The following is a 25045-nucleotide window of genomic DNA, read 5'->3' on the forward strand; positions in this document are numbered from 1 at the left end:
TGGCTAGGTGACTTCTGATTATCGTTATGCCGTGCTGGCGACGGAGTGCTGCGACACAGGAGTCACAGACATCGGGCGGGTCTCGAGAACCTCCCGGTACTGCGCGAGATGTTGCTCGGCGCAATCGATATAGGTCGGCGGGCGAGGAATCCCCTCACGCATCCGATCCCAGATTTTATTGTCGGTAAGGGCATCTACAAGACGGTCGGCAAGGTCTTCGGCACTGCCGACACGGAAATGCAGACCATTGACGCCATCAGTAATTTTTTCGGCCATGCCACCGATGTTGGAACAGATCATCGGACGCCCATGGAAGAAGGCTTCCTGAATGACGATCGGTGAATTTTCCCACCAGATCGACGGAATGATCGTCCAGTCGGCAAGCTCCATCAGTTTAGGCATTTCGCTGTTCTGATAAGCGCCATAGAACCGGACACGTTCACCGGCCTTTTCGATCAGGTCGTGAACTTTTTCCTGATATTCAATGGGTTGTCGTTCAAGGTTGCCGCCAAAGATCATCATCCGGGCATCATCCCCCCAGATGTCATCAGGCACACGGCCCACCGCATCAAGCAGGATATCAGCACCCTTGAACATGGTCAGTTGACCAAAGAACGCGAAACGCGACCGGCGTGGTTGCGCCTTGGAAAGTGCCCGGGTATTTGCCGCCTCCTTGACGTCCAGACCGTTTTCGATCACCGACATCTTGTCACGATCCAATCCCCAGTCGACAAACCGGTCCGCCAAAAAATCGCTGGGCGACACATAATGATCGGCCAGATTAAGCATCGCCTTGATGAACCGTTCACGACGCAGGAAGGATGCCGGCGAGATGTTCTGGAAACAGCCGTTACATTCGATGGGGCTTGCCCGGTTGCAAAGCTTCGTCCCGCCGCTTTTTACCATCTGTCCATGGTTGTGACAGATCGTCAGGAATTCGTGGAAGGTAAAGAAGATCGCCGCATCCGGCAGGGCTTCGCGGATCGCATAGATCGTTTCCAAACCGAGGCCGAGATAGTGGTGAAAATGCACAACATCCGGCTCATAATCGCGCACAAAGCGCAACAGATCGCGATCAATTTCGTCAGTATTCCCGTTCGACAGCAGAAAATGATCATAGTTTTCTGCATGATACAGGATTTCGTTATCTTTCTGGCGCAAGCTCATCAGTGCAGACGCACCGTGACGCGGCACCGGATGACCGACACGGGCCAGATAGAAGCTTTCCACCCCGTCCAGTTCGTTCAAGCCTTTATGCAGGTTGTAGGAGGCCACTTCGGCCCCGCCCAGCGACATGCTGGGATGTCCGTGAGAAATGATGAGGACACGCAGGTCAGTCGACGGCATGATTGTGGCTCCGCAAATTTGAGACGACCAATGACCAGCGGCGATCAAACGCCCAGCGGTCAAGACGATGCGAAAGTTCCTCCCAAGCGGGGGCGCTTGTTATCGATTGTTCGCTCCCCAGGACTTCGATTTCCGGAATCCACCATGACGCCGTTCCGCCCATGCGCAGTTTCAGCGCAAGGTCGAGCCCCTTTTCCGACGGGCCAATATAGCCACGGGTAAAACCGTTTATGTCTTCGAATGCCTTGCGCGGCATGACGCAGCATTCCGGGGTTCCGGCACTGACTTCGGTCGGTTCGGCATCGGCCAGAACGGCACGCGGATAACCGACATAACGATCCGACAAATACTGTCCGTCGACATCGCCCTCGATCCAGGTGCCTGCCCAACGGACGGAATCATCTTCAAACAGGATCGTCGGACAGACGACGCATTTGCTGCCGCGTTTGCGATAAGCCGCCAGCAATGGCTCGAACCAGCCTGTGTCGTGTGGCAGGATGTGTGCTGACACCAACGCGATTGTTTCGGAATTCGTTGCAGCAACGCCAACCTCAAGCGCGTCGCAGAAATCCTCGACGCCCTCGGCAAAAACGATGCGGACATTAAGTTTATAAAAGGCCGCCAGCCTCATCATGTCGCTGCCGACCTGATCAAAACTTTCGGCGGGGCCTGCTATCACAATCGGCAGATGGCGCGTGACCTCATCAAGGCCAAGCAAGGCAATAGTCACACCGATATCGCTAATCGTGTCGTCAACACCAACGATCAGGGCAACTGGCGCGTCTTCATTGAAATTGCCGATATCATGGGTATCGATGGCAAACGGGTTTTGCGCCGTCATGTTCTGCAACATTGGGCCAAACTGTCGTTCGATACTGTTTGATGCCGTAACCGAACGCGGATCAAGGGACGGCAGAACCCGCGACAATGCCTGTCGCGCCGACGCACGGGTAGGATTTAGCGGGCAATAGGCCGGGAACGCGTCGGATATGGCCAGTTCCAGATAAACCGGCTGATCGGATGACGGTGTATCTTCCAGCGGACAGAACACCAGAAAACCATGGCTGTTGCGTGCCGGGTTAAGCCCCGAAAACATCGGATCGTTCAGAAATGCATTGGTAACGTCCGGCCGTGACTGCCGGGTCCAGCGATCATCAATCCGAACCGCTTCACCGCCAACGCGCAACATGACGGTTTCAACCGCGCGATCCGGGTCAAGCATCCAGCCCGATACCAGAATGCCACTTCCTTCTATCACCAGCGAAAAGTCGATCCCGATCCGCACCGGACGATCCAGTTCGGAAACAGTATCGCGACCATCGAAGCGATGGGCCGCCATCCGGATTTGCGCAAGGATGTTATCGGGCGCCTTTACCCGATCCAGAACAGAACGGATATGTGCAGGCACGTCTTGCAAGGCAACCAGCACGCGCTGCTGATAAACCTCAATCGAGAACCAGCCATCACGACCACGGAAATAAACGCGCTGCAACTTGCTCGGATTGATCCTGGTGTCGCCAGCCATAAGCCCGGTAACGCCCGATGCATGTTCACCAAGATCATCGCGTTGAAATTCAGCACTGGTCAGTTCGGCAAGAACCGGGCCTTCGTCTATCGCGATCACGCGGGTGCGGCCGGTCGGGAAATTGCTCGACCAGCCCTGAATGTAAATATCGCCTTCTTCCAGACCGCCCAGAACTTCGATAAAGCCGTTGCTTCGTGCAGCAATCCGGACAAGGGCAGCCACAGTGCGCAAACGCTTCTTGTTCGGGTTGCCAGCCAGAAGCGCTTCGATAACGCCGTCAATCACGGTTGCAAAAGCCGACCCGGATTGCTCGGCCACAGCAGATAGAATGGATTCAAGTCCCTGCGAGCGGCTTTCAATCCGATATTCGCCGGGCTGTCCCGGTGCCTTGAACAGGGCCGTTTTCAATCGGCGTTGCGATACATTCTGCATCGGCAGAAGTGCGACAAAACCAAAAGCAGCCTCGGGTGGGCCATCGGCACGACGCCAGCTGATGATTGATGCCTGAACCTTGGCATCAGATTGACCGTTCAGGAATACATCGATTGTCGCGGGCATCGCAGCACCGACACCCGCCATAAGCGCAAGCCCGTCATCGACCAAAGCGGCCACAACGGTCCTGCCGTCCAGCGGCATTCCAGACGGTTCAGTCATGCCCTGCCCTCCTTGTCATTTCTTGTGATTGTGAATTGAAAAACAGTTCAGCCAGACCGAACGGCAACATCATTACAAATGACAGCGCCGAAAAATCCGCGCTGCCGCTACTTTCGAGCAATTCGCGATGATTGGTGGCCTTTGTCATGACGCCCTGCCTCACCAAACCATTGCGCCGATGGAAAGTCCGACCGTCACACCAATCAGGCAGGACAGCACCAAAAGCGGCGTTTTCAGATCGTTGCGATGCCGCTCAGTCAATACGGAAAGACGTTCGTCAAATCCGCCAAGTGACTTGTCGAAGCGAACCAGGAAAACTTCGAGTTCCTCAACACGACGGGTCAGTTCGTCCTGCCCGGTACGAACAAGCTTCACACCGGCCTCGATCCCGTCATCGGCGGACGCCAGTTCATCCATGCGCTTGGATGCATCAACAAGGCGCTTGGCGGCTTCACGCTGACCATTTTGTAAAATGTGCTGAGCCGCCAGCAAACGATCAAGCCGGTCCAGAATTTTCGAAAGCGGCGCGTTGACGGCCGATTGCGCCTGCTGTTCGCTTTGCGACGGAATGCGCAACTCGATCTGATCGCCGGTTTCAGGCGCAATCGCGAAAACGCTAACATTTTCAACACTTGCCAAGGCGGCTTCGGGGAGCTCCACCTCGAATGCGTGGGCACCGTCGCCTATGCCATTACGGCGCAGGTCGACACGCTCGTTTTCGGCCTTCATACGCAACAAGGTATGCCCGTTCAGACGAACGATAACTTCGATGCGCGCATCCGGGCGTTCCGGACACCAGACCCAGCCAAACAACCGTTGACGGTCAATCGCATCAACGCGTCCCTCGATTGTCGGGATCGCCTGCTCGGCATCGTTTTTTGCCGCATCATTGGCAACGGGCTTTGCAGATGTCTCTGATAGGTCTTTCTGGGCAATCGCCATGAATGCCTCCTTTTATCTGTGTCACGCCGCGACGAAATCGGGACGGATCATCTTGCGAAACAGCACAAGGTGCTTTTGCGCGACATCATCGATACCGGCTGGCGGACGCACATGCCCCGACAGCTTCTTCCAGAGTTTCGGATTGGTGGCACAGTCCTTCATCACACGGGCAAGATCGGCCGGATCATCGGCGCGCACGTGAATACCGTCATGACCATCGCGGACCATTTCAGCCATGCCGCCGATGCCGCTTGTGATCACAGGACGGCCATGCTGGAACGCTTCCTGAATGACCAGCGGAGCATTTTCCCACCAGATTGATGGCACAACGATCCAGTCGACACGTGCCATAAGTTCGGGAATATCGGCTCGTTCATAGGCCCCCATACGGTGGACTTTCGAACCGGTTGCATCAAAAAGACCATCAATCTTTTCATTAAAGGCAACCGTCTGGAACGGTGCCCCGCCGTGAATACGCAATTCAAAATCGACATCATCGGCTGCCAGTTTCTGACTGGCTTCAAGCAGAACATCCGCCCCCTTCCATGGGTTCAGATTGCCGAAATAACCAAACACATTTGGCATCCCGGCCCCCATATCGCGTTTGGGTGCGGCCGGTACGGACGGGCGACCATTGTGCATGACTTCGATCTTTGCCGGGTCAATTCCCCAATCGACATAGCGATCACGCAGGAACGCGCTTGGAGACAGAAATCGATCAACAACGCGAAGATGATTGCGCAGATTGACCGTCCGCATTGAAAACCGTTCCGGCGCAATGCCATCAAGACCGCAACGTTTGCCAATCCGGTCCGCTTCCAGATAACGCTGACGGGTCCCGCGATGGATCATCAACCCGTCATTCGGGCAAATCGCATAGTAGTCATGCAAGGTCATCACGATCTGACAATGCGGCAGAACACGGCGGATCAGCATCGGCAACTCGATCCCCCAAAGAACCAGATGATGGATATGCACCACATCCGGATCCCAGGTTTTCAGAAGCTCGGTAAAATTCGGCGCGACGGCATAAAGATCCGTCTGCGACATGTTAAACCGGTCAAAATGCCCCGCCCAGAACAGCATTTCATCACCGGCATCATTGATCGCCTGAAAGCTGGTGCCAGGGCGACGTTCACGATGGATATCGTTGGTCGCGCCAATGAAAATGGCTTCGCACCCTGCCCGCTTATAGGCATTAAACAGATCGTGGGCGAAAATCTCGGTGCCGCCGGGATGCAAATCGGGATGATTATGAGCCAGAACCATGATGCGCGGGTTCATGCGTTCCTCCGCGGTTTTTCTGCAATCAGGAAGTCCTGGTAATGATCGGCCTGATCACCGTGCCAGGTTCCGAAACTTTTGGATTTCAGGGTAAATCCGGCGGCACTCATCGCGCCGTCGATGAAACCATCATCAAAGCCGACGGCCGCCATCGGGTTTTCACCCTTAAGATGCCAGCACGGCTGGTTTTCAAGTCTCTCAAGACTGGTTAAACGCGGGTCGCAGCCGGGATATGAAAGTTCCTGAGGATCACGAATGATAAAGGCCGTTAGAAACAGCTTCCCGCCCGGGCGCAGCACGCGGAACACCTCGGTGCAATAGGTTTCGATTTCTTCAGGCGGCAAGTGGGTTGCCACCGAGATCATTGCGGTGAAATCGAATGCACCATCCTGAAAAGGCAACCGCATGCCACGCCCGCCGATGGATCCTTCGGGATTATACAGCGCGTTTTTGACGTCCTGCGTCTGGAAACCAAAATTTGGATAAGCGGGTGAAATCGTGCGCTTGCACCATTCAATCCCGTTTGCAACCGGGTCAATGCCTTCGTAGATCGCATTGGACGCATCAATATACTGGGTCAGTGGCACCGCCATCCGCCCGATGCCGCACCCGATATCAAGCACATCATGATCAGGCATAAGGCCCGCCCGACGGACAAAATGCCCCAGAAATTCGGCACCGATGGCACGATAGTCGCCATCGCCGACAAAAACGGCTTCTTCGGGCGGTACCGGCAGAAAACGATTGGCGATGATCTGCTCGCAAAGCCAGTCCAGATGCTGTTCGCTTTTGGCGTCGAGCACCGGGTCATCATGGTTGGAAAATGCCAGAACCTGGCTCATGCCGCTTCTCCTTGATCGTCTTTATCTGAAACACGGTTTTGCGGCCGGTTCTGCGGAACATCGTTTTTGTGGAAATCTTCGAGCATGTCTGACCAGCGCGAGGCATGAAGCCAGGCGTTGTATTGTGTCGCCACACCAAGCATGTAATCGGTGTGGGTCGAGATCGACTTTCGCTCGAAATGATAAAGGCTGGCGTCAGGTACATATTTGATATCGAAATCGGCCTTGCGGATTTTGAGGCAAAGGTCACTGTCCTCGTAATCGCCGATCACGTAATCTTCGGTAAAGCCACCGACATCATTGAACGTGCCACGATGCAACAGCATGCAAGCCCCGGTGATCCCGGGAACGGATCGTTCAACATTGGCGTCACGGAACTGATCGGGCAGCCCTTTATAGAAATGATGGTTCAGCCATTGTCCGCGTTCATTGCGGGCAAAATACATTCCGGCATGCTGTAACGAACCATCTTCGAACAAAAGCTTTGGCCCGACCGCGGCGACATCCTGCGGACCGCCCATTTTTGAGGCCATCAATTCCAGCCAGCCAATCTGATAGGGAATGACATCCGAATTCAGCATCGCGATCAGGTCTGACCGAGCCTGTTCGGCACCTGAATTGCAGGCCCGCGCATACCCCCCATTTCGTGTCATGACCACCAGACGCATCGGCATGTCATAAAGCAGATGCAACCCACGCAGCAGATGTTCGCACTCTTCTGCGTGTTCCGGAGAATCCAGAACGTAAATCACTTCGCAATACCGTGAAATCCAGGGGTCACAGGCAAAGGCACCAACCTGGGCACGCAGGAAATCGAGCACCCGATACAGCGGCACAACAATCGAAACAGCGGGCTCTTTAAGCTGCTCACCAAACTCGATGGTTCGATCCGCTTTGGCAGCAGCAAGCAATTTCTGCTGCAAATCACCAATGACCGGTGCCAGACAGTTTTCAATGATCTCGTCAGTCAGGTGCTGCGGTGGGACCGCACGCAGGATACGTGCCCGCGCCTCTGCCGGGTCAATCGGCTGGGCGGTTGGCACCATCAGGTGACGGCTGCCCGAGGTCAGTCGCATCAAACTGCGTGGTTGAAGGATCGGTACCTGGCTTTGAATGTCACGATAAAACCCGACAAACCCGGTGGCCGAAACCGTTCGGTCGTCATCCATGACATTCCCGGCATAGCGATAAAAACCATCGCCGAATGGATGGGCTGTGCCCTTGCTGTCAAGAATATCAATGCTGGCGATCATTTCAGCCGGATCACGATACCAGCCGCCAATCAGGGTGCCACGCGCAGTGGTTACGGCAAGGTCGACCTCACCACTGGGCAAGCCACCGCCACCCGTAACCCGCTGGCTTGAAAGCGGACAGCGTAGCTGGAATTCAAGCGCGGCCTTTCTGGCCTTGGTATCGCCACGCGCCATTGCGCCAATGATATATTCACGCAGATCGGCATCGGATTTGCCGCGCGCCAGCCACCATCGCGACAACGAGGGCAAAACTGGCGTCGCCGCCAGATGGCGAATGGCCAGCGCGCGTCCGCCGGTCACGACGAGATAGGCACCGTTCTCGGTGCCGTCGCGATCAGCGATCATGTAGGTCTGTTTTTTGCCTTGGGGCCCCTCGCTGCTTTCATGTGGCGGAACAGCCAGACGGCGGAATCCGAACGAGGACACGATATAAACAGCTTCGATGTCACCAAACGCCACCGGCAGCCCAGCCGAGATCAGTATCTGCTGATCTGAGAGTTTTGCGACCGCTTTGGCGCGCTGTGGCGTATCGACAATTTCGGAAACCAGTTTATTGAGAAATGCGGTGTAACTTTTGCTTCGGCGGGTACGAAACATGCTTGCCCACGCACCAAGCAGCGCAGACATAAGAGACAAGCGTCCCGATGGCGTCACGTCTTCAAGCAGCATGCTCGCATTGGCAAATTCAAAATCACCTTCCGGATCAATGGTGATTTCATCTTTGCGGCCAAGCGTCCCTGCTTCTGCAAGGAACGAAACCGGTTCGTCCTTGGGCCGACGGATCAGGCGCAGAAGTCGCGTGCCGCCACCATTAAGCGGCAAACGCAGTGTGGCTTGCGGCGAGATTGCCTTGCCTTCGGTAGTTTCAAGTTTGGGCACCGCCCACAAGCGGGTCGGCATATCCCAGATCAGAAGCAATGTTTCCGGGTTAAGCAGGCAAACGTCCGGCGCGTCACCGGTCGTCCGCACAGCATCGGACGAGGCAAATTCAAGCATGGCGATTTTCACTTCACAAGAAGAACGGGGTGACGCCCGCAACATAAGTTGCGGACGCCAGTATTCGGATTACTGGACGCTGAAGAAGCTGTCCGGATTGTCCTGGACGTCTTCTGCATCGACATTGTTGAGGGTGATGGAATCCCCATTGCCAAGGTCGATAACAGTGTTGGCGCCAACCTGCGATGCACGCGCGGCAATATCATCGGCACTTTCAATGCCGGTATCATTGATGTTGCTGCTAATGGAAAGCATGTCTTCACCAACCGTGAAGTCGAGCACGACGTCGTTGCCGCCGCCACCGGTGAAGACAAAGGTATCGCTACCCGAGCCACCGACCAGCAGGTCGTCCCCGGCACCACCGTCAAGGACATCGTCCCCGGAGCCGCCAAGCAGGACGTCATTGCCATCGCCACCCTGGAGAACATCGTCCCCAGAACCGCCCAGCAACTGATCGTCGCCTGCACCGCCCAGCATGATGTCATCGCCGCCACCGCCGACCATAAGATCATCGCCTGCGCCACCATCAAGGACATCATTGTCCGAACCGCCAAGCAGGGTGTCGTCACCGGCACCACCTGACAGTACGTCTTCGCCAGAGCCACCTATCAACAGGTCGCTGCCGGAATCCCCCATCAGCACATCGTCACCCGATCCACCGAACAGGATATCGTCACCTTCGCCACCAATCGCGACATCGTTTCCTGCGCCGCCGAACAGAACGTCATCGCCCTCTTCACCGAACAGAACATCGTCATCACCTTGTCCGAAGATTGTATCGTCACCGCCACGTCCGAAAATCACGTCGCTGAAACGAGACCCTAGAAGCGCATCATCAAAGGCGCCGCCTTCGAGAGTTGCCATGGTATCCTCCTTCGTGTCCCAACATTATTGACATCGCGGGGGTTATCCCCTCACGAGAGGCTGGCCGTTCCCTCAAGGCAGCTAGAGGCCACCCTGAGATCGGCCACACAGCAACCCTATATTCTTTTCTTTTATCTTAGGAAGATATTCTCGTGTTTTTATTGTGTCAATATTATGGATTAAGGCAATAATCACATTATACTTCTAGATTTATTTAATAAGCATTTGTTGTTTGTTTGATTTTTATTTAGTTTTACTTTTGAATAATAATTCAAAGAAAAAGGCCGCAGACCTTTCAGCCCGCGGCCTTCGCACCCGCAGCATCAGCAAAAATCAGTCCTCGCGGAAGGCCCTGCTCATGCTTTCAGTGATCGGATCAATCAGATAGTCGATCGCCCTTCTGGGGGATTTCAGGATCAGAATGTCGGCCGGCATACCCGGTCGAATTTCGATATCATCGCGTTTTGCCAATGCATCGGGGTTAATTGCGGCCCGAACGATGTAATAGGAAGAGTCGCGTTTCTCATCGACCGTCTGGTCGGCGGCAACATAGCGGACTTCGCCGTCAAGCGGTGCCAGCCGGCGCTGACTATATGCCGTAAGCTTGATTTGGGCTTTTGATCCGACATGAACCGAATCAATGTCCTGACGGTTGATCATGGCTTCGATCAGAAGCGGCTCGTTTTCCGGGATGATATCCATGATGGGTTCCGCCGGACTGATCACGCCACCCGGCGTGCGGATCTGAATATTGGCAACAATACCGTCCTGCGGTGCCTTGACTTCGCGCCGGTTCAGAACATCCTCGCTGGCGCGGATACGCTGGGTCACATCATTCAGTGCCAGTTGCGCTTCCTGGATTTCTGTCGCGATATCGCTTTGCCATTCCATTTCAATCGAGGCAAGATTGATTTCGGCCTCAGCCTTTTGCTGTTCGGCGGCGGCTTTTTGGGCCTTGAACTCGCCCATATCCCCGACAAGATCAGACCAGTTGTTTTCTATCTCGACCAACTGGGTGCGCGTCGCGAAGCCCTTTTCCGCAAGCTGCCTGATGCCCTTGAGCTGCTCAGCAACAAGCTTTTCCTGACGGGTGCGGGCATTTATCTGGGATTCCAGTGCGCGCGCCTCGGCATCAAATTGTTCTATTTGCTTGGCTTGGGCATTTCGCTTGGCATCGTAAACCTCATTGCGCTTGCCGAACAATCGCTTTTCATCCAGCAAGATATCGGCCACATAATCCTGCTCCGCATTCAGTATTTGCTGGGGAAAATCGATTTCACCACGGCCACTTTGCTCGGCACGCAGTCGGGCAAGCTTGGCGATAAGCCCATATCGTTCACCGCGCAGCTGGCCCAACTCGGACTCACTGCGTGTTCCATCCAGCAACATCAATGTTTGCCCCGCCTTGACGCGATCACCTTCTTCAACCAGCAGCTTCTTCAAAATGCCGCCTTCGAAATGGTTCACAACCTTTTTGCGGGAGTCCACAATGACAGATCCCGATGCCACCGCAGCACTGTCGAGTTCGGCCGTAAAAGCCCAGGAAAAGAAGCCGCCAAACCCGACGGCAATAACGATGATCCCCGCCATGATCGGCTTTCGCAGGCTTTGACGCGACGCGGTGCGCTCTTCGTCAAGGACCTGATACCATGCCGGTTGCGGGTCTTCGGGAATCATGACCTCACCACGGTTGTCGACATTGATCACTCGGTTCATGCTGCACCCCCGTTTTGCTGATTGCGCTTAACCGGGGGCAGGTTTTTGATGTCGTTATCATCCTGCGTCATCGCCCGGATCACATTGGTGCGTTCGCCAAACTGTTTGACCCGCCCTTCCTGCATGACAAGCAGCTTGTGGGCGTATTGCATGATGCTTTGCCGGTGTGCGATCAGAACAACCATTGCCCCACCTTCTGCTGCCTGACGGACCGCCCGGATCAGTGATGCTTCACCTTCAGCATCAAGGTTGGCGTTGGGTTCATCAAGCACCAGAAGGCGTGGCCAGCCATAAAGAGCACGGGCAAGTGCAATGCGTTGCTGCTGCCCACCAGACAGGGTATGTCGCCCCGCCCCGATCGGCGTATCGTAACCAAGCGGCAGCCGGCCGATCATTTCATGCACCCCGGCTGCGCGGGCCGCATCAATCACCTTGCGCGGATTGGCTTCACGCATGCGACCAATGTTTTCACGGATGGTGCCGTTCAGAAGCGAAACGGATTGCGGCAGATAACCGACCATGTTGCCAAACGAACCGCGCTCCCAAAGATAGGTGCTATGCCCGTCAAGAAATACGCCGCCAGCAGTCGGTTTCGCCGATCCGACCAGCAGACGCGACAGGGTCGATTTACCAGCAGCCGACGGCCCGACCACGCCCAGAATTTCGCCCGGGTTAAGATCGAAGCTCACCCCGCGTAGAACCGGCACGTTCGAGCCGGGCACCGCATATACAAGATTATCGACAACAAGCGGCCCTTCGGAACGCGGTGTTGGTTCGATTTCGCGCTCGGACTGACGCTCCTCAAGGATATTCCGGATGCGCTTCCATGACGAAAGAGCAGAAACCCACGCCCGCCAGTCGCGCGTAACATTATCAAACGGCAACAGAAGACGGCCCATGATAATCGTACCGCCAATCATCGCCCCGGGTGTTGTTTCCCCCAGAATAACCAGATACGCCCCCATCGCCAGCACGCAAATCTGCATGCCGAAACGGGCCGAGCGCGTGACGGAATACATGCCTTTACTTCGGACATTCCCGATATCAAGCAACTCACTGGCATGGACCTGCGATTGGCGCCAGCGCATGGCAAGTGCGGGTAACATGCCCATTGCCTCAATCGCCTCTGCATTTGATACGGTTGACCCGATATCGCCGATATTACGCAGATTGGCATCGGTGCCTTCCTTGGTGATCTGTCGCACCAGCAAATCACCCAACAGACTAAGCCCGATCAGGACCAGCACCGCCACAAGCCCCGCAATACCGTAAAACGGATGAAGGGCAAACATCACACCAAGGAAAATCGGCGACCATATCGCTTCGAGTGGCGCACTGATGGTATTGCCATTGATAAAATTGCGCAAATCCGACAAATCGCGCAGAACCTGCGTGCCCTGTATCGATCCTTTTTCCAGCGCCACGCTCATTGCCGCCGAAATGGCCGGCAAGTTCAGGCGACGCAACAATGATTTGGCCATTTCCTGAAAGATCAGGGCCCGAATGAAATCAAGGATGCCGTATAGAATGATGGCACCAATCGCAATTGCGAGCAGCAATTTAAGCGTATCGGTACTTTGACTGTTAATCACGCGATCATGCACCTGAAGCATGAAAAGCGGCACGGTCAGTTGCAGAACATTGATAAAGCCACTCAAGACCCCGGCCCATCCAAGACCGCGTACAAAAGTGAATCTCGCCTCGCGGATAACCGATTTTGCATCCAGAGATGGTCTGACAGCTTTGCTTTCTGCGGTTTTTGGCGTGTTTTTACGACCAAAATGCATTGATTTTCATCCAATCAGCCAAAAGTCATAGTTTTTCCGCAATCTAATCACATAGTTGCGATGTCATGATGATCTACAATAAAATCAAATATGTCGATCTCATGTTCATGATCTGACAATGTAAAAACAGAAGAATACGAAGTAATTTTAAAATAAAAATACTTTGAAATTACTTCGAAATTACGAGCAAACTGAGGGAAGAATTGGGCGTGCGGAAAAATCGTTCAAGAGCAACGTCCTGTTATCTTCCCCACACGAAAGGCCTGCCTTGGTCAAAAGGCCATGGCATCAACTCTCGCTTGGGACCAGATAACGGATCAAACAACATGACCGTCACTCATCTTGAACTTGCAAATACCGTCGAGCGTATTTATCGGCGTTTTGCTGATCTGCTTCGTGTAGATCTTATTCGACTCGGCAAAGATGACATCAGCCCCGCACAAGTCGCGTTGCTGTTCACCATCGGCGACGATGAACTGTCGGTTCGTGATCTTTTGGATCGCGGCCACTATATGGGATCGAATGCATCCTATAATCTGAAACAGCTGGCTGAATCGGGCTATGTCGAACGACATGTCATGGCCCGTGACCGACGGTCTGCCAGAATAAAACTGACGCGCAAGGGGCACGAACTTTGTGAATCCCTGCATGAATTTCACGAAGAATATCACAACGCACTGACCAATGACCTGCAGGACCAGCAGGAAATGGAAACGGCACTTCGAACTTTGCGTCGCCTGGAGGAATTCTGGACACAGACCCTTCGGTATGGCGGTGTCCCCGTCACAAGTGGCGTTATGACACACGAGCTTCGCAGTCGCCGATGAAAATTGTCTTTGTCCACCGCCATGGACCGGGACAATTTGTTCACCTGGCCTGTCATCTGGCAAATGCCGGATGGCAGGTTTCCTTCCTTTGCGAAGCAATGAACGTACAGCTTCCCGGCATTCGCGTCCTGCGTCAGCGGGCAACTCTGCCCCCGCCTGCGACCCCATTTCCGCAATATCACCAGCAGATCGGCATGCATGCGGCGACAACACTTGATTCACTCGTCGCACAGGAAGGCCCACCCGACATCGTTTACGGGCATATCGGCTGGGGCAGCATGATGTTTGCGCGCGATGTCCTGCGCAAAACGCCACTGGTTGGCTATTGCGAACATTTTTACCACGCCGAAGGTCGCGATGTCGGCTTTGACCCGACAGAAACGGTGACCTTGGCCAAACGCACACAATTGCGGCTGCGCAACAGCGCACAGCTTTCAAGTCTGGAAGCAATAGACACCGGGATCAGCCCCACGGCATGGCAGAAAGCCGCCTTTCCGCAAAGCTTCCATAACAAGATCGGTATTTGCCACGATGGCATCGATATCCATCGTTGCCGTCCGGACGACAAGGCACTGCTGCGCCTGCCCGACGGTCGTGTGCTGCGACATGGCGATCAGATAGTGACCTATGTTGCACGCGATCTCGAACCCTATCGCGGCTTTCCACAATTCATGCGTGCTGCAGCTAAGTTGGCCCGGCGCAACACCGATGTAATCTTTGTCATCGCCGGGGGGGATGGCGTCAGTTATGGAACGCCGCGCGCCGACGGCCAGAAATGGCGTGATGCGATGATGGCTGAAACCGGTATGGATCCCTCTCGCATCGTCTTTCTAGGGCAAATCCCCCACGATCAGCTGATCCGTCTGTTCCAGATCAGTTCGGCCCATGTCTATCTGACATATCCGTTTGTTTTGTCATGGTCGGTACTTGAAGCCATGGCATGCGGAACGCCGGTGATCGCATCGGACACAGGCCCCTGCCGCGATATCATTCGTCATGGCAGGAATGGATTAATGTGTGGCTTCTGGAATGAAGACCAACTTGCCAGCACAATGGCCGAAGCATTGGCCAATCCTGACAGGCTTCGCGAAATACGCCAGCTGGCGCGCCGGACAATCACGCAAAACTTCGCGCTTCAGCAATCACTTGCAAAGCAGACTGGCCTGATCGAACGCATGGCAAAGCAATGATCAGGCCTCGGCGATATCACAAGTTTTAAAATAACGCGGTGCTGTGTCATCGACACGTTCCGGCATCTGGCGATATAGCTTCCATTCATCAACGCCGTTTTTGCCGGTGGCGAAAATCAGCCACAGAAAACCGGCTTCTTCTGCGCGGGACAAATCGGTTTTCGATGGCTGGCAATCGCCATTCGGATGTGAATGATAGCATCCGATAATCGCCTCTCCGCGTTGCCGAACCGATCGATGCGTCGCAATCAGAACGTGCGGATCAATTTCGAATGTTTTTTGGCGATCGATGGCGACATTGCGTGCTGCAACAAAACGCAGAATAACTTCGGGACTTTCCGCGTCGGCAATCAATAGACCACAGCATTCCTCCGGCCATGCCGCAGCTGCGATATCTGAAATCTCTGCCAGCAAACCTGTCCGCAGTTTTATGATTTTACCCGCGTCGATCATCAAACCACCATCAGTTCAAGCGGTGCTTATTGCGGCTCCACCAGTAAAATCTGCCCAAGAATAGCGCCGTCACGCAAAGAAACAATCACCAGACGGCTTCCTTGGCGTCCCTCAAGACGAAGAGTTGCCTCTGTTCCCTGACGGGAAAAATCAACCAAGGTCTCCCCCGGTGCCAAATCAACATTGATCGTTCCGAACGGTGCGATCTGCGTTGCGGATCGTGGGCCTGTATCTGTTGGCGTCTCAAACTGCCCCGCAATCGGCGCGGATAGCTCAGGCGCATCGGATGCAACGCTGCCATCTTCCTGACGCGACAGGCCATAAACCACAAGTGCGACGCCCGCAACGATCAGCACTCCCATAAAAGCGACCAGAATCTTGATAACGCGCATCACATTTCCGATTGATAAGTTGATAGAATGCCCCTGTCTTGCGCCACGCTATGATCACAACAGGCCTGACAGGACGATATTGAAGGCCATAGCGACAAGAGAAGCCAATTGCAAGTTTGCAAAGCGGGATTGCATTTCATCAGTAAGCGATTAAAACCGCCCTTTAACGGACAGTGACGGTCATAGCAGGCCAGAATAGCAGCAGATATGAATATGGATAGCGGCTTGAACACCGAACATCTTGAATATATTGCCTCTCCCGCTGACGAGGGAGCGCGGCTTGACAAGGTTCTGGCAACCGCATGGCCCGAGCAATCCCGTTCGCGCATCAAAAGCCTGATTGAGAACGGACATCTGCTGCTGAATAACACGCCGATCGCCAAGATGTCACACAAGGTAAAAAGTGGCGACCGCTTTGCGCTTGAAATCCCACCCGCAGTGGCGGCCGACCCAATCGCCGAAAAAATCGCGCTCGATATCCTTTATGAAGACGACGATCTGCTGGTGATCAATAAACCCGCGGGGATGGTTGTTCATCCTGCTGCGGGCAATGAAAGCGGTACATTGGTCAATGCTTTGCTGGCCCATTGTGGCGAAAGCCTGTCGGGGATCGGCGGCGTGAAGCGCCCGGGTATCGTGCACCGGCTCGACAAAGACACCAGTGGGGCAATGGTGGTCGCGAAGACCGATGCAACCCATCGGGCACTTTCGACCCTGTTTTCCGAGGATAAGGAAAATATCGAACGCGCTTATATCGCCGTTGTTTGGGGTGTCCCGCGCCAAAGCGAAGGCGTCATAGAGGGAAATATCGGCCGAAGCCCGCGCAATAGAAAGAAGATGGCGGTACTTCGAAATGGGGGAAAACCGGCCCTTACGCGTTACAAGGTTTTGGCAAAACGCGACGACTCGTTGGCATGTCTTGTTGAATGCAGGCTTTTGACTGGCAGAACACATCAAATTCGCGTTCACATGACCCATCTTGGTCACTCACTTATATGTGATCCAGTTTACGGTAGAAGCAAACTTACCCAGAAGTTCAGCAAGCACGTGCACGAGGTCCTGACGGGCTTTGAGAAACAGGCGCTACATGCCAGAACACTGGGATTTTTACACCCAAAAACAGGGAATTACGTCCTCACCAAAGCCCCCCTTCCGGAAGACCTACAGGAACTCATCACCTGCCTAGACCTACCCATTGGGATAGTTTGACCTAACCTTTTTGGTCTAATTTTTATTGACGGCACCTAATACTCCCGTATACCTTTCAATAAGTGCCAGGGGATAAACCGCACTTTATACGAAGCGCAACGGGAGGCTTCAATGAAACAGGGAAATGCACTTCCAATCATCTCCCAAGATGGTCTGACAGTCTATTTGCAGCGCATCCGCCGTTACCCCATGCTTACACCTGAACAGGAAACGACGTTTGCATGTGAATTCCGTGACAATGATGATGCAACTGCCGCAGAAAAGCTGATTACAAGTCATTTGCGGCTGGTTGCCAAGATAGCCATGAGCTATCGCGGTTATGGACTTCCGATAAACGAACTGATCTCCGAAGGTAATGTAGGCCTGCTTCAATCGGTCAAGCGCTTTGACCCGGACAAAGGTTTCCGCCTTGCGACTTATGCGATGTGGTGGATCCGCGCCGCAATTCAGGAATATATCCTGCATTCCTGGTCGCTGGTGAAAATGGGTACCACTGCTGCCCAGAAAAAACTTTTCTTCAATCTTCGGAAACTCAAAAGCCAGATGCAGGCGATTGACGAAGGCGATCTGCGACCGGAACAGGTCGAATTCATCGCCACAAAACTGAACGTCACCGAAGATGACGTGATCATGATGAACCGCCGTCTCGCGGGGCCGGATCACTCATTGAATGCGCCAGTGCGTATTGATGGTGACGGTGAATGGGTCGACTGGATCGAAAGCGAAGATGAAGATCAGGAAACCCTGTATGGCAAGCGCGAGGAATTTGTCCAGCGTATGAATCTGCTGAAAAGTGCGATGTCACACCTGAATGCACGTGAACGTGACATCCTGACCCAGCGCCGCCTGCTCGATTCACCTGTAACGCTTGAAAATCTGAGCGTCGCATACGGAATATCGCGTGAACGCATTCGTCAGATTGAAGTTCGGGCCTTTGAAAAAGTACGCAAATCGATCCACACCGATCTGCCGATGTGAGTGCCTTGCTTACCCTCGTTAACCAACCAACATGACTGCGGCGGACAATTTGTCCGCCGCTTTTTTTATTGCTCGATGGTTTGTGATTCGGTTGCGGATTAACTGCCTGAACGGTCGATTTCCTTGATCAGGCTGTCGCCCCAGGTTTTGATCAAACCACGCTGCCTTTTACGCAATTCAGAAACACGGCGCTGGGCCGAAAGATTAAGCACATTGGCGACAATCGGTGGCATCGCCAGATACAAAAGCCATCCAAGACCGGCCGAGCCATACATGATCGACAGGGCAACGGGTTGGAAAATTTCCTGAGTTGCCACACTGGCCGTCTGCCCGCCCTGCTGCCAGATTTCCATGATATAGGGCGCAACCCCTGAAAAATTCAGACCAAAAATGCAGCGCGACATGGTGCGCCCTTGGCTGCGGTCAAACATGAACGCCACCATTGATGGTAACAACCCAACCGCCAGGGTAATGAATGTCGGCAGCGCAACCATGAACAAAAGCACGGCAGAAGCCACCACCGACAAACCGGAAAATGCGCTTTTCTTTTTACGGCCGCCTGATTGTCTCGCCATTCCTGTCCCCTACCACATATGCATCAGAAATAGCGCCGAAACCGTCAGCAGCGCAATCATGGTCGACGCAAAGGCTGCGGCCTGCTGGCCAACTTTTTCTGCCAGTTCAAGTCGTGCGGGGCCTGATGATTCAAGGTCAAAAACCTCGCTTTCTGCTTCGGAATATTCCTCAACCGCGGTAATGAATTCGGTCTGATCCTTCCGGCGTTCCTGCTCGTCATTGATCAGATTGTACAGTTCGACAAGATTGCCGCGCTTGGCCAGTTTCGGGATTTCGTGTTCAACACGTTCCCGACGTGCCTTGCTGTGAAACACCTTGACCGCGGGTTCCATCAACCGGGCCACCCAGTGCGACAGATTTTGCAGATTATCAGGCCCATGCCGCCATTGCACAAGTGCCAGCATGCTAATGATTGCGCGACTGTATTCGACTTCATCTGACGGATTTTGCAATGCCAGAAGCTGTGCCTCGACGTCGTCTTCAAGACGGGTCGCGATAAAAGCCGCGATATGACGATCCACCGGCCAGCTATCTTCGGGCAGGTCAGCCGCCGCTTTTTCAAGCGCGGGTAAAAGCTGCGAGATATCTACAACATAATCTTTTTCAATCATCGGGCTCAGGCAATGCTGGTTACGCACAATGGCATAAAGGCAGCGTTCATAGCCATAACCGGCACTTTGCTGCTGGATATAGTATCGCAGGTTTTTATATGCCTGCTGAAGCTTCTGAATTTCCGGGCTGTATCCGACTTGGCGTCCAAACCAGAATGACGGAATATCCCGCACGACGACATCGGAAAAACGCTGTGGCCCGCGACCATGCTGAACATCATAGGACAACATGCTGCCAAGCCCGTCGACCATCGCCGAAAAGCCCTTGAAACGGATCGCGCCAGATGGATCAAGAATGATGATTGATTTGGCGATCAGGATATCTTCCGCCGCTCGCTTGTCTGCGCCAGCCCATTGCAGTTGCCGGATCGCTTCTGCCATATGCTTGGCACGATCATTATCGGCAAGCCCGCGCCGCAACCATATTTCCACGGTCCCGTCGCGCAATGGCGCAAGCGAATTGACCCAGTTCTTGGAAATCCCCTGCGCCAACGACCGCGCGGTATAATAATCCTTGCCCGAAATATTCTGCGAGCGTGCCGCACGACGTTCGGTATTGGATTGCACTGGCTTTGCCCGACGCCCGTCGATCCAGGCATGCAACTCGGCAAATCCCCAACGTTCTTGCGGATCATCACACAAAAGTCCCCGCACAGGCTCGATCAGCACAAGCGGCAGTTTTTCGTTCATAACAACTGCTTGGAACGAGCCTTTGGACAATTTTACATCAATGATGTCCTGTTCGCGCAGTTTCTCGAGTGGTGTATGTCCAATGCCAAGGGCGGCAATCGTCATCCCCAAGGCATAAAGATCGTCAAGCACCGAGCCCAAACCGCGACCGGCCGGATCGGCCGTCATACGCGATATGGTTTCGTAAACAAGCGGCTGGTTGAACCCTGCCGGGGCCGAGCAGCAATCTCCAACCACGACCTTTTCAGACATAGGGTCGCCAAAAAACAAGTTATCTGCCCGAATATTGCGATGGGTCATCCCTTTGTCCGCGACGGCCTGCAAGACATTCATCAAGGGTTCGATGACAACCTTGGCAAAGTCGTGCTCATCAATCTTTCGTTGCTTTTCTCCCGGGACAAGAACACGGCCACCTGCCGGTTTTTCATAGAAAAGTACCATTGTATTTCGCTCATACAGCGGCCAGTGAACGATCTCGTAATCCAGAAGATCAATCTGTCCCCCGATATGAACGCCCGTCAAAAACCGCATCAAATCATGGCGCGTCGGAACTGTCGGGTCGGTCACAAGCGCAAAGGCGCCGCCCTCTTCACGGCGCAGGTTATCGGCGGCATAGGCCTTGCAACTGCCCATGTCATATTCGGGCAATCGCAGATCCGAAAACACGCGAAAATTACCGACTTCGACACTGCGCCCGCCAGCACGGGCAGAAGGCTCCCCGTCCCTGACGGCTGGCTCAGGGGCTCTGGAATCCTGTTGCTCCGCTGCGGCAGCCTGTTCGTCAGCGCCGTCGGAAACATCCTGTTTCTGCATTTCCGCTTCTTGTGCCATGAGCCCCGGTTTTTCTTTGTTGGAGGATTCGTGCCCTGCCCTTCCCTACCTGGAAAGCAGTTTCAGCCCGTCCTCTGATCTGCCGAAACGATACTGCCGATAACAAAACGGAGCAAGCCGTTATCCAAGCGGGGCATAAGGGTATGATCTGCCAAATCATTAGTCTTAAACGGAAAAAGCCACCGGAAAAACCGGTGGCTTTCTGCATTTTCATTCATGCACGTGATCACGCACTGAACGGGTCATGAACCAGAATGGTGTCATCACGTTCCGGGCTGGTTGACAGCAACGCCACCGGTGCCTCGATCAATTCTTCGATACGGCGAACATATTTGATCGCAGCCGCCGGAAGATCGGCCCAGCTGCGCGCGCCCATCGTGGTTTCAGACCAGCCTTCAATGGTTTCATAAACCGGTTTGGCTTTGGCCTGAAGACGCTGGTTGGCGGGAAGATGGTCATAGATTTTGCCATCAATGTCATAGCCGCTGCAGATCTTGATTTCCTTGAAACCGTCAAGAACATCAAGCTTGGTCAATGCAATACCGGTAATGCCGTTAACCTTGACCGACTGACGGACAAGGGCCGCATCAAACCAGCCACAACGACGTTTACGCCCGGTGACAACACCGAATTCATGACCGCGTTCGCCAAGACGTTCGCCGTCCGCGTCAAACAGTTCGGACGGAAACGGGCCTTCGCCGACACGTGTGGTGTATGCCTTGGTAATCCCCAGAACATAACCGACCCCCGACGGGCCCATACCAGAACCGGCAGCAGCCTGTCCCGAAACCGTATTGGACGAGGTCACAAACGGATACGTGCCATGATCGATATCAAGCATCGTGCCCTGCGCGCCTTCAAACAGGATACGCTGACCGGCTTCCTTGAACTGGTTAAGCGATTTCCAGACTGTGTCCGAGAACGGCAGGATTTTCGGTGCGATTTCCTTAAGCTGCGCAAGCAGTTCCGCACCATCGACTTCCGGCTGACCCAGACCGCGCAAAAGCGCATTGTGGTGGGTCAGAAGGTTTTCGACCTTGGCTTCAAGAAGTTCGACATCGGCCAGATCGCCAACGCGGATCGCACGGCGACCAACGCGGTCTTCATATGCCGGGCCGATCCCGCGACCGGTGGTACCGATCTTGTTGTTGCCGGTTGCCGCGGCTTCGCGTGCCTTGTCCAGATTGCCGTGCAACGGCAGAATAAGACAGGCATTTTCTGCAACGCGCAGGTTTTCCGGCGTGATTTCAACGCCCTGCCCTTTAAGGCGGTCAATCTCGGTCAGAAGCGCCCACGGATCAACGACAACGCCGTTACCGATAACCGACAGCTTGTTCTTGCGAACAATGCCCGACGGCAGAAGGCTAAGCTTATAGGTCGTTCCGTCGATCACCAAAGTATGACCGGCGTTATGACCGCCCTGGAAACGCACAACGACGTCTGCCCGTTCGGACAGCCAGTCGACGATCTTGCCTTTCCCCTCGTCCCCCCATTGGGAACCGATCACGGCAACATTGGTCATCGCAAAACTCCTTGCGCGATAAGAAATGGTTCTGGGTTACGCACCCAGCGGCACGATTTGGCCGCCAAGATAAATGAAACTGCATCCCATGCGGCGTGCTTCCTTGCGCGCCGCATCTTCTGTTTTGGCTTCGGCGGCACCTTCAAGTGCCGCCACAGTATAATGGCCGTCTTTGCGCAATTGGCGCGCTTCGCGCTGCGGCGTGCCTAACGGCAAATAAACCCGTTCAACCGGCTTTACATCGGCAAGGCCGCGCAAAATCGTATCCATAAAAAGCGACATGCCGGTTGCGGCCTCGCCGCCCGAACCACCCGCACGGTAACGACCGCCACGCCCCAATTCACCGCGAACATGTTTGGCAAACAGGGTAAAGCTGACACCGGTCTGATACCGGAAACCGGCCATTTCAACCGGATCAATGGTCAAGGCCGCATCAAGATCGGATGCCAGGATGCGCTCGGCAACTTCGATCAGACGGTGCAATTCTTCGGACGCACCCAACGGCAGTTCAAGCTTTTTAAGCTTCGGCAATGCTGCCTGTGCAGGACCGGCGGCTTCAAGCAGGGCCACCAGCACATCGGTCACATTGCCACTAACAGCTTTGACCGCTGCTACATCGCGATGTTCAAGGGCCGCGATCAGCGTCTCGCGATCATCGGCTGCAACGCCAAAGGCATCAAACAGACGGACCGGCAAGGTCGGCAAATTCAGATCAACGGAAACATCCGGCAAACCGACATGTTCCAACGCCTCAAGCGCCAGCAACACGATCTCGGTATCTGCTGCGGCGCTGGATACACCAATCAACTCCGCCCCGACCTGGGCAAACTGACGTTCCGGGCGCAACTGTGTGCCCTTGATCCGCAATACATCGCCGGAATAGGAAAGACGCAACGGACGCGGCGCATCGCCCAGACGGGTTGCCGCAATACGGCCAACCTGCGGGGTCATGTCGGAACGAACACCCATCATCCGGTGCGACACCGGGTCCATCAGGCGGAAAGTTTGGGTGGCAAGCTCCGGCGCAGCACCTTCCAGAAGGCTCTCTTCGAATTCGACCAGCGGCGTCTTGACCCGGTCGTAGCCCGCATGTGCGAAACTGCTCATCAGCTTTTCACGGATGTCAGCTTCCCGTGCAGCGATTCCAGGCAGAACATCCTGAAGGCCGGCGGGCAAAAGAGCTTTCCTGGCAAGTTCGGTCATTATATGTGCTTTCCGGACAAGGCGCGCAAAATCGGTTCAGGTCGTGCCTGATCTATATATCCGGTAGCGGTTACTAACGCTTTGTTCCGGACAGGGCAACGGGAAAACCCCCGAAGACGCAAATAATACTCACGAATTACCGATCATCCAGCCTGAATTTCAGCTTTGACCGTCGCATATGCCCAATCAAGCCACGGCAGCAACGCCTTGACATCACGGGGTTCCACCGTCGCACCGCCCCAAACCCGCAAGCCCGGAGGCGCATCGCGATAGCCATTGATATCCATTGCGATTTCTTCGGCCTCAAGGATCTGCGAAATGCGTTTGGGCAATGCTGCCTGCTTGTCCGATGGCAATGATAACGCCCATGGATCGACAATCTTGATGCACATTGATGTATTGGACGCCGTTTCCGGCTTTTCCGACAAATCAGCCGCCCAATCACTTTTGGCAAGCCATTCATCAAGATGGGCGCGATTCTGACGGGTGCGTTTCAGCAAACCGTCAAGACCGCCGATATCTTCGGCCCATTTCAGGGCATCAATCGCATCCTCAACCACCAGCATCGATGGGGTATTGATCGTTTCCCCACGGAAAATGCCGTCAATCAGTTTACCGCCCTTGGTCATGCGGAATATTTTCGGCATCGGCCACGCAGGATTATGGCTTTCAAGGCGTTCAACGGCACGCGGGCTCAGAATAATGATGCCATGACCACCCTCGCCGCCCAGAACTTTCTGCCAGCTATAGGTTACAACGTCGAGCTTGTCCCAAGGCAGTTCCATGGCAAAAATCGCCGAGGTCGCATCGCAAACTGTCAAACCCTTGCGGTCCGATGCGATCCAGTCGCCATTTGGCACCCGCACACCGGCTGTCGTGCCGTTCCAGGTAAAGACAACGTCCCGGTCGAAATCAACCGCACCAAGATCGGGCAACTTGCCATAATCGGCTTCCATGACGCGAACATCAGGCAGGTTAAGCTGTTTTAAAACATCGGTTACCCAAAGCGACCCGAAGCTTTCCCATGCCAGCATATCAACGCCGCGTGGCCCCAAAAGTGACCACAACGCCATTTCCACCGCACCGGTATCGGACGCCGGAACAACCCCAAGCAGATAATCATCAGGCAGGTTCAGGATCGCACGCGAACGATCAATGACCTCTTCCATGCGTTCCTTGCCGAATTTGGAACGATGTGACCGGCCAAGAACACGGGTATCAAGCGCATCTGCCGACCAGCCCGGACGTTTTTTGCACGGGCCCGACGAAAAATTCGGGCTTTCGGGGCGCTGGTCTGGTTTGGCAAAGGCATCAGTGGAATTGGCGGTTACATTGGCATTCTGGGCCATCGGC

At 54.4% G+C, this 25045-nt stretch carries 21 protein-coding genes; 4 read left to right on the plus strand and 17 right to left on the minus strand.

Annotated elements, in window-relative coordinates; translation table 11 throughout:
* Positions 1-24 precede the first annotated feature (24 nt).
* From ABIE64_RS07400 to ABIE64_RS07445, 10 genes are all read right to left on the minus strand, one after another.
* The gene (locus tag ABIE64_RS07400; RefSeq protein ID WP_007089961.1) at positions 25-1347 is read right to left on the minus strand and encodes a glycosyltransferase family 4 protein; all 1323 of its coding nucleotides are present in this window, start codon (positions 1345-1347) and stop codon (positions 25-27) included.
* Positions 1334-3526, minus strand: a complete 2193-nt coding sequence (locus ABIE64_RS07405) for a glycosyltransferase family 2 protein (protein ID WP_354377017.1) — start codon at positions 3524-3526, stop codon at positions 1334-1336. Before ABIE64_RS07405 ends, ABIE64_RS07400 begins: the two co-directional genes overlap by 14 nt.
* Positions 3519-3674 carry a hypothetical protein gene (locus ABIE64_RS07410; RefSeq protein ID WP_354377018.1) on the minus strand — a complete coding sequence of 52 codons (156 nt, stop codon included), beginning with the start codon at positions 3672-3674 and terminating at the stop codon, positions 3519-3521. The genes ABIE64_RS07405 and ABIE64_RS07410 overlap by 8 nt, the downstream gene beginning before the upstream one ends.
* An 11-nt stretch (positions 3675-3685) precedes the next feature.
* Positions 3686-4468 carry a hypothetical protein gene (locus ABIE64_RS07415; RefSeq protein WP_007089963.1) on the minus strand — a complete coding sequence of 261 codons (783 nt, stop codon included), beginning with the start codon at positions 4466-4468 and terminating at the stop codon, positions 3686-3688.
* A gap of 21 nt (positions 4469-4489) precedes the next feature.
* Positions 4490-5752 (minus strand): glycosyltransferase family 4 protein, encoded by a 1263-nt coding sequence (locus ABIE64_RS07420; RefSeq protein WP_007089964.1) that lies wholly within the window; start codon positions 5750-5752, stop codon positions 4490-4492.
* A complete protein-coding gene (locus ABIE64_RS07425; protein WP_071241301.1) occupies positions 5749-6594 on the minus strand; it encodes a class I SAM-dependent methyltransferase in 846 nt (281 codons plus the stop codon). The genes ABIE64_RS07420 and ABIE64_RS07425 overlap by 4 nt, the downstream gene beginning before the upstream one ends.
* Positions 6591-8843, minus strand: a complete 2253-nt coding sequence (locus ABIE64_RS07430) for a glycosyltransferase (protein ID WP_354377019.1) — start codon at positions 8841-8843, stop codon at positions 6591-6593. The genes ABIE64_RS07425 and ABIE64_RS07430 overlap by 4 nt, the downstream gene beginning before the upstream one ends.
* A 69-nt stretch (positions 8844-8912) precedes the next feature.
* Positions 8913-9707: a calcium-binding protein gene (locus ABIE64_RS07435; protein ID WP_007089967.1), complete on the minus strand. Its 795-nt coding sequence runs from the start codon at positions 9705-9707 to the stop codon at positions 8913-8915.
* 333 nt (positions 9708-10040) lie between these two features.
* Positions 10041-11423 (minus strand): HlyD family type I secretion periplasmic adaptor subunit, encoded by a 1383-nt coding sequence (locus ABIE64_RS07440; RefSeq protein WP_037988490.1) that lies wholly within the window; start codon positions 11421-11423, stop codon positions 10041-10043.
* The gene (locus tag ABIE64_RS07445; protein WP_246832335.1) at positions 11420-13081 is read right to left on the minus strand and encodes a type I secretion system permease/ATPase; all 1662 of its coding nucleotides are present in this window, start codon (positions 13079-13081) and stop codon (positions 11420-11422) included. The genes ABIE64_RS07440 and ABIE64_RS07445 overlap by 4 nt, the downstream gene beginning before the upstream one ends.
* 455 nt (positions 13082-13536) lie before the next feature.
* Here ABIE64_RS07445 and ABIE64_RS07450 point away from each other — a divergent pair, with 455 nt between their 5' ends.
* Complete coding sequence (locus ABIE64_RS07450; protein WP_007089970.1) at positions 13537-14037, plus strand: MarR family winged helix-turn-helix transcriptional regulator; 501 nt, start codon at positions 13537-13539, stop codon at positions 14035-14037.
* Positions 14034-15227 carry a glycosyltransferase gene (locus tag ABIE64_RS07455; RefSeq protein ID WP_354377020.1) on the plus strand — a complete coding sequence of 398 codons (1194 nt, stop codon included), beginning with the start codon at positions 14034-14036 and terminating at the stop codon, positions 15225-15227. The genes ABIE64_RS07450 and ABIE64_RS07455 overlap by 4 nt, the downstream gene beginning before the upstream one ends.
* Here ABIE64_RS07455 and ABIE64_RS07460 read toward each other — a convergent pair whose 3' ends face one another.
* Both ABIE64_RS07460 and ABIE64_RS07465 read right to left on the minus strand, forming a co-directional pair.
* A complete protein-coding gene (locus ABIE64_RS07460) occupies positions 15228-15680 on the minus strand; it encodes a M67 family metallopeptidase (protein ID WP_354377021.1) in 453 nt (150 codons plus the stop codon).
* Positions 15681-15706: 26 nt separating this feature from the next.
* Positions 15707-16072 carry a hypothetical protein gene (locus tag ABIE64_RS07465; protein WP_354377022.1) on the minus strand — a complete coding sequence of 122 codons (366 nt, stop codon included), beginning with the start codon at positions 16070-16072 and terminating at the stop codon, positions 15707-15709.
* A 225-nt stretch (positions 16073-16297) separates the two neighbouring features.
* Here ABIE64_RS07465 and ABIE64_RS07470 point away from each other — a divergent pair, with 225 nt between their 5' ends.
* Positions 16298-17281 carry an RluA family pseudouridine synthase gene (locus tag ABIE64_RS07470; RefSeq protein WP_354377023.1) on the plus strand — a complete coding sequence of 328 codons (984 nt, stop codon included), beginning with the start codon at positions 16298-16300 and terminating at the stop codon, positions 17279-17281.
* Between the two features lie 111 nt (positions 17282-17392).
* The gene (rpoH, locus tag ABIE64_RS07475) at positions 17393-18259 is read left to right on the plus strand and encodes an RNA polymerase sigma factor RpoH (protein WP_007089975.1); all 867 of its coding nucleotides are present in this window, start codon (positions 17393-17395) and stop codon (positions 18257-18259) included.
* Between the two features lie 98 nt (positions 18260-18357).
* On the opposite strand, the gene ABIE64_RS07480 is transcribed toward rpoH, so the two are convergent.
* The 5 genes from ABIE64_RS07480 to ABIE64_RS07500 form a co-directional block, all read right to left on the minus strand.
* Entirely contained in the window at positions 18358-18834 is a 477-nt protein-coding gene (locus ABIE64_RS07480) for a hypothetical protein (RefSeq protein ID WP_007089976.1), read from the minus strand.
* A gap of 9 nt (positions 18835-18843) precedes the next feature.
* On the minus strand, positions 18844-20949 hold the full coding sequence (locus tag ABIE64_RS07485) for a protein kinase family protein (RefSeq protein ID WP_247643635.1): 2106 nt from the start codon (positions 20947-20949) through the stop codon (positions 18844-18846).
* Between the two features lie 244 nt (positions 20950-21193).
* Complete coding sequence (locus tag ABIE64_RS07490; protein WP_354377024.1) at positions 21194-22489, minus strand: adenylosuccinate synthase; 1296 nt, start codon at positions 22487-22489, stop codon at positions 21194-21196.
* Between the two features lie 36 nt (positions 22490-22525).
* Entirely contained in the window at positions 22526-23692 is a 1167-nt protein-coding gene (locus tag ABIE64_RS07495) for an ATP phosphoribosyltransferase regulatory subunit (RefSeq protein ID WP_063092906.1), read from the minus strand.
* A gap of 143 nt (positions 23693-23835) precedes the next feature.
* Complete coding sequence (locus ABIE64_RS07500; protein ID WP_354377025.1) at positions 23836-25041, minus strand: phosphoserine transaminase; 1206 nt, start codon at positions 25039-25041, stop codon at positions 23836-23838.
* Between the last annotated feature and the right edge of the window lie 4 nt (positions 25042-25045).

The sequence above is a fragment of the Thalassospira sp. MBR-102 genome (assembly GCF_040549275.1).
Taxonomy (GTDB): Bacteria; Pseudomonadota; Alphaproteobacteria; order Rhodospirillales; family Thalassospiraceae; genus Thalassospira; species Thalassospira xiamenensis.

What these genes read in the sequence shown, in the direction of transcription:
- ABIE64_RS07495 (WP_063092906.1), bottom strand. Translation starts at nt 23,692, where the DNA reads ATGACCGAACTTGCCAGGAAAGCTCTTTTGCCCGCCGGCCTTCAGGAT.
- ABIE64_RS07485 (WP_247643635.1), bottom strand. Translation starts at nt 20,949, where the DNA reads ATGCAGAAACAGGATGTTTCCGACGGCGCTGACGAACAGGCTGCCGCA.
- ABIE64_RS07450 (WP_007089970.1), top strand. Translation starts at nt 13,537, where the DNA reads ATGACCGTCACTCATCTTGAACTTGCAAATACCGTCGAGCGTATTTAT.
- ABIE64_RS07440 (WP_037988490.1), bottom strand. Translation starts at nt 11,423, where the DNA reads ATGAACCGAGTGATCAATGTCGACAACCGTGGTGAGGTCATGATTCCC.
- ABIE64_RS07405 (WP_354377017.1), bottom strand. Translation starts at nt 3,526, where the DNA reads ATGACTGAACCGTCTGGAATGCCGCTGGACGGCAGGACCGTTGTGGCC.
- rpoH (WP_007089975.1), top strand. Translation starts at nt 17,393, where the DNA reads ATGAAACAGGGAAATGCACTTCCAATCATCTCCCAAGATGGTCTGACA.
- ABIE64_RS07430 (WP_354377019.1), bottom strand. Translation starts at nt 8,843, where the DNA reads ATGCTTGAATTTGCCTCGTCCGATGCTGTGCGGACGACCGGTGACGCG.
- ABIE64_RS07400 (WP_007089961.1), bottom strand. Translation starts at nt 1,347, where the DNA reads ATGCCGTCGACTGACCTGCGTGTCCTCATCATTTCTCACGGACATCCC.
- ABIE64_RS07460 (WP_354377021.1), bottom strand. Translation starts at nt 15,680, where the DNA reads ATGATCGACGCGGGTAAAATCATAAAACTGCGGACAGGTTTGCTGGCA.
- ABIE64_RS07465 (WP_354377022.1), bottom strand. Translation starts at nt 16,072, where the DNA reads ATGCGCGTTATCAAGATTCTGGTCGCTTTTATGGGAGTGCTGATCGTT.
- ABIE64_RS07455 (WP_354377020.1), top strand. Translation starts at nt 14,034, where the DNA reads ATGAAAATTGTCTTTGTCCACCGCCATGGACCGGGACAATTTGTTCAC.
- ABIE64_RS07425 (WP_071241301.1), bottom strand. Translation starts at nt 6,594, where the DNA reads ATGAGCCAGGTTCTGGCATTTTCCAACCATGATGACCCGGTGCTCGAC.
- ABIE64_RS07490 (WP_354377024.1), bottom strand. Translation starts at nt 22,489, where the DNA reads ATGACCAATGTTGCCGTGATCGGTTCCCAATGGGGGGACGAGGGGAAA.
- ABIE64_RS07410 (WP_354377018.1), bottom strand. Translation starts at nt 3,674, where the DNA reads ATGACAAAGGCCACCAATCATCGCGAATTGCTCGAAAGTAGCGGCAGC.
- ABIE64_RS07500 (WP_354377025.1), bottom strand. Translation starts at nt 25,041, where the DNA reads ATGGCCCAGAATGCCAATGTAACCGCCAATTCCACTGATGCCTTTGCC.
- ABIE64_RS07435 (WP_007089967.1), bottom strand. Translation starts at nt 9,707, where the DNA reads ATGGCAACTCTCGAAGGCGGCGCCTTTGATGATGCGCTTCTAGGGTCT.
- ABIE64_RS07420 (WP_007089964.1), bottom strand. Translation starts at nt 5,752, where the DNA reads ATGAACCCGCGCATCATGGTTCTGGCTCATAATCATCCCGATTTGCAT.
- ABIE64_RS07480 (WP_007089976.1), bottom strand. Translation starts at nt 18,834, where the DNA reads ATGGCGAGACAATCAGGCGGCCGTAAAAAGAAAAGCGCATTTTCCGGT.
- ABIE64_RS07415 (WP_007089963.1), bottom strand. Translation starts at nt 4,468, where the DNA reads ATGGCGATTGCCCAGAAAGACCTATCAGAGACATCTGCAAAGCCCGTT.